The organism is bacterium (genome assembly GCA_021372775.1).
GTDB lineage: Bacteria > Acidobacteriota > Polarisedimenticolia > J045 > J045 > JAJFTU01.
Genome location: JAJFTU010000283.1, coordinates 1 through 4,084 on the forward strand (window position 1 = coordinate 1; position 4,084 = coordinate 4,084).

Consider the following 4,084-nt stretch of genomic DNA (forward strand, 5'->3'; position numbering starts at 1 on the left):
GGACCCGGCGCGCAACAATCTCGCGAAGTTCGAATGAACCTCTCTCCCGGAGAACGAACCATGAATCTCGGTCTTTCGGAGATCTTGTTGGTGGCGGCCCTGATGATGGTGCCGCTGTTGATCGGGGCGGTCTTGGTGGCCTTCCCCGCATGGCGCCTGGTCCAGCGGACGGGGCTTCCCGCCCCGCTCGGCCTGCTCGCCGTCGTGCCGCTGGTCCGCGTCGCGCTGCTCTGGTACCTCGCCTTCGCCAAGTGGCCGGCGGTCGAGCAAGTCGGAGAGCCGTCGAACGAGCCGCGCGGCTGATCGGAACGCGGAACGCGGGCGGCGCGACGCCGCCTAAGTTCAGGGCCGCGGCGGCGCCGCCTTGCGCGCGGCGATCGGCCGCTCGACGCGGACCAACCACTCCGAGAGCGAGAGGCCGGTCGCCTCGATCGCCCGCAGGACGACGATCCCCGCGGCGCGCGCGTCCTCGGCCGCGTCGTGGTGCGCGAAGCGGATCCCGAGGTCGGCGGCGAGGTTCCCCAGGCCGAAGCCGCGCTTGGCGTACTTCGGCCAGGCGCGGCGCGCGACCCGCGCCGAGTCGAGCCAGGTGCAGGGAAACTCGGCGAGGCCGTAGCGGGCCCGCGCCCGCGCGAGCGCCGCGCGGTCGAACGGCGTGTGGCTGACGACGATCCGCCCGGCCATCATCCGCTCCAACTCGCCGTACAGCTCCGGCAGGCGCGGCGCGCCGCGGACGTCCGCCGGCCGGATCCCGTGGACGGCGACGTTCCCGAAATGGAACGGCCCCTCCGGATCGACCAAGCGGTCGAGCGTCTCCACGACCTCCGTCCCCTCGAAGGCGACGACCCCGAGCTGGCAGATGCTCCCCGGGTCGGCGTTGGCCGTTTCGACGTCGATGGCGACGAACCCCATTTCCGCTCCCGGCCGCGGCGAACGAGGGCGGCCCCGCGGCCCCCGCCATGATCCCCCCGCCGGACCGCCCGCGCCCGCCGGGGCGCCGTCCGCCGCGGCGGGGCGACCGTCCGACCATCGGCCGATCGCCGTAGATTGACGCGCGCGGGCGCACGGGTCTTGACTGGCTCATTCCCCCAATAGGAGGCGGTATGCGCAAAGACTGGCGGCGTGGGGCGCGCGTCTTCGCCCTCGGCATGATCCTCGCCGCCGCCGCGGCGCTTTCGGCGTCGGCGGCGGAGAAGATCTCCTGGCTGCGGTACCCGGCGATCTCCCCCGACGGGAAGACCGTCGTCTTCAGCTTCCGCGGCGACCTTTGGAAGGTCTCCGCGTCCGGCGGCGCGGCGACCCCGCTCACGACCAATCCGGCGCACGACACGATGCCGGTCTGGTCCCCCGACGGGACGAAGATCGCCTTCGCCTCCGACCGCTACGGCAACTACGACGTCTTCGTCATGCCGGCCGAGGGCGGCGAGGCCAAGCGGCTCACCTTCCACTCCGCCGACGAAACGCCGACCAGCTTCACCCCCGACGGCAAGGCGGTCCTCTACAGCGCCGCGATCCTCGACGCCGCGTCGAACGTGCAGTTCCCGACCGGCGCGCAGCCCGAGCTGTACAAGGTCTCCGTCGAGGGCGGCCGTCCGGAGCAGATCCTGACGACGCCGGCGATGTACGCCGTCTTCGACCGCGCCCAGAAGCGCCTCGCCTACTCGGACCAGAAGGGTTACGAGATGGAGTGGCGCAAGCACGACAAGTCGGCCTTCGCGCGCGACGTCTGGGTTCTGGACGTCGCCTCGGGCAAGCACACGCGCCTCACCGCGTTCGGCCACGACGACCGGCAGCCGGTCTGGAGTCCGGACGAGAAGTCGCTCTACTACCTCTCCGAGCAGGGCGGCTCGTTCAACGTCTGGAGACTCGACCTCGACCATCCCGACAAGCCGACGCAGGTCACGCGCCACAACGGCCAGCCGGTGCGCTTCCTCAGCGCCTCCCGCGGCGGCGACCTCTGCTTCGGCTTCGACGGCGACATCTGGATCAAGCCGGCCGACGGCGCGGAGCGGAAGCTCGACGTCTCGATCGCCGCCGACCATCCGAGCAACGCCGTCGAATGGACCGACGTCGCCGACGAGGTGAGCGAGTTCGACGTCTCCCCCGACGGCAGCGAGGTCGCCTTCGTCGCCCGCGGCGAAGTCTTCGTCTCCTCCACCGAGCACGGGCAGACCCGCCGGATCACGAACACCCCGGAGCAGGAACGCTCCGTCTCCTTCTCCCCCGACGGCCGCAGCCTGATCTACGCCTCCGAACGGGGCGGCAGCTGGAAGATCTACCGCACCGACCTCGCGGACAAGGACGAGCCGAACTTCTTCAACGCCACCGCGCTCAAGGAGAGCCCGGTCGTGGCGACCGAGGCCGAGACGTTCCAGCCGCGCTGGTCGCCCGACGGCAAGGAAGTCGCCTTCCTCGAAGAGCGCACCACGCTCAAGGTGATCAACCTCGCCTCCGGCAAGACCCGCACCATCCTCCCCGGCGACCTCAACTACTCCTACGTGGACGGCGACCAGTGGTTCGACTGGTCCCCCGACGGCCGCTGGTTCGCGGTGCAGTTCCTCAGCCCGGCGCGGTGGTCGGGCGAGGTCGGCCTGATCCCCTCCTCCGGCGAAGGGAAGCTGGTCAACGTCAGCAAGAGCGGCTACGAGGACATGACGCCGCACTTCGCCGCCAAGGGCGAGATCCTCTACTGGACCTCCGACCGCCACGGCCTGCGCACGCAGTCGGGCGAAGGACGCGAGCAGGACGTCTTCGCCGCCTTCCTCACGACCAAGGCCTGGGACCGCTTCCGCCTCGACGAAGCGCGTCTCGAGCAGGTCAAGGCGAAGGAGAGGAAGCAGGACAAGGACAAGACGGCGGACAAGGCGAAGGACAAAGACAAGGACAAGGACAAGGCCGAAGAGGCCGGTCCGAAGCTCCCCGACCCGGTGGCGATCGAGTTCGACAACCTCGACGACCGCCGCGCGCGGATCTCGATGCACTCCGCCGACCTCGCCGGCGCGGCGCTTTCGCCGGACGGCGAAACGCTCTACTACCTCGCCAAGTTCGAGAAGGGGTTCGACCTCTGGAAGTACGCGCCGCGCAAGAAGGAGATCAAGCTGCTGGCGAAGCTCGACGCGCACGAGGCCGACCTCAAGCTGGACCGCGACGGGAAGAAGGCGTTCGTCCTCGCCGACGGCCACCTCTCCACGGTGGAGCTCGAGTCCGGCAAGCCGTCGCCGATCCGCGCGCAGGCGAAGATGAACCTCGACCCGGCCGCGGAGCGCGCCTACATGTTCGAGCACGTCTGGCGGCAGACGCTCAAGAAGTTCTACAAGGCCGACATGCACGGCGTGGACTGGAAGGCGATGAAGGCGGTCTACTCCCGCTTCCTCCCCTTCATCGACGACAACCGCGACTTCGCCGAGCTGCTCTCCGAGATGCAGGGCGAACTGAACTCGTCCCACTCCGGCGGGCGGTACCGCGCGTCGAACCCCGCCGGCGACGACACCGCCGCCCTCGGCCTCTTCCCCGACCCGGCCTACCACGGCGACGGCGTGGCGATCCTCGAAGTCATCGAGGGCGGCCCGCTGCAGCAGGCCGGCACGAAGATCCACGCCGGCGTCGTCGTCGAGGCGATCGACGGCGCGAAGCTCGCCGCGAACGCCGACTGGTTCGCGCCGCTCAACCACAAGGCGGGGCAGCAGACGCGCCTCGCCCTCTTCGACCCCAAGACCAACGCCCGCTGGGAAGAGACGGTGAAGCCGATCTCCTGGGGCGCGCAGGGACAGCTCCTCTACCAGCGTTGGGCCCGCGCCCGCCGCGACGAGACGGAGCGTCTCTCCGGCGGCCGGATCGGCTACGCCCACATCCGCGGGATGAGCGACGGCGCCTACCGCGAGATCTTCGAGGAGATCTTCGGCCGCGCCTCCGACAAGGACGCGATCGTCCTCGACACCCGCTTCAACGGCGGCGGCAACCTCGACGAGGCGCTCACCGTCTTCCTGAGCGGCGAGGTCTTCGCCCGCCACGTCCCGCGCGGCCGCGAGGTCGGCGTCGAGCCGTCGAACCGCTGGAGCAAGCCCTCGATCATCGTGATGAACGA

The 4,084-nt window shown here is 70.1% G+C and carries 3 protein-coding genes; 2 read left to right on the forward strand and 1 reads right to left on the reverse strand.

Going from position 1 to position 4,084, the window contains the following annotated elements; all coding sequences use genetic code 11:
* Window positions 1-60: 60 nt before the first annotated feature.
* A complete protein-coding gene (locus tag LLG88_09930; GenBank protein MCE5247222.1) occupies window positions 61-303 on the forward strand; it encodes a hypothetical protein in 243 nt (80 codons plus the stop codon).
* Window positions 304-342: 39 nt separating this feature from the next.
* Here LLG88_09930 and LLG88_09935 read toward each other — a convergent pair whose 3' ends face one another.
* Window positions 343-912, reverse strand: coding sequence for an exonuclease (locus LLG88_09935; protein ID MCE5247223.1), 570 nt, complete (start codon window positions 910-912; stop codon window positions 343-345).
* A 191-nt stretch (window positions 913-1,103) separates the two neighbouring features.
* Here LLG88_09935 and LLG88_09940 point away from each other — a divergent pair.
* Window positions 1,104-4,084, forward strand: a 2,981-nt coding sequence (locus tag LLG88_09940) for a peptidase S41 (GenBank protein MCE5247224.1), incomplete at its 3' end; no start/stop codon positions are given.

Coding starts and splice junctions, on each gene's coding strand:
- LLG88_09930 (MCE5247222.1), top strand. CDS start 61: ATGAATCTCGGTCTTTCGGAGATCTTGTTGGTGGCGGCCCTGATGATG.
- LLG88_09935 (MCE5247223.1), bottom strand. CDS start 912: ATGGGGTTCGTCGCCATCGACGTCGAAACGGCCAACGCCGACCCGGGG.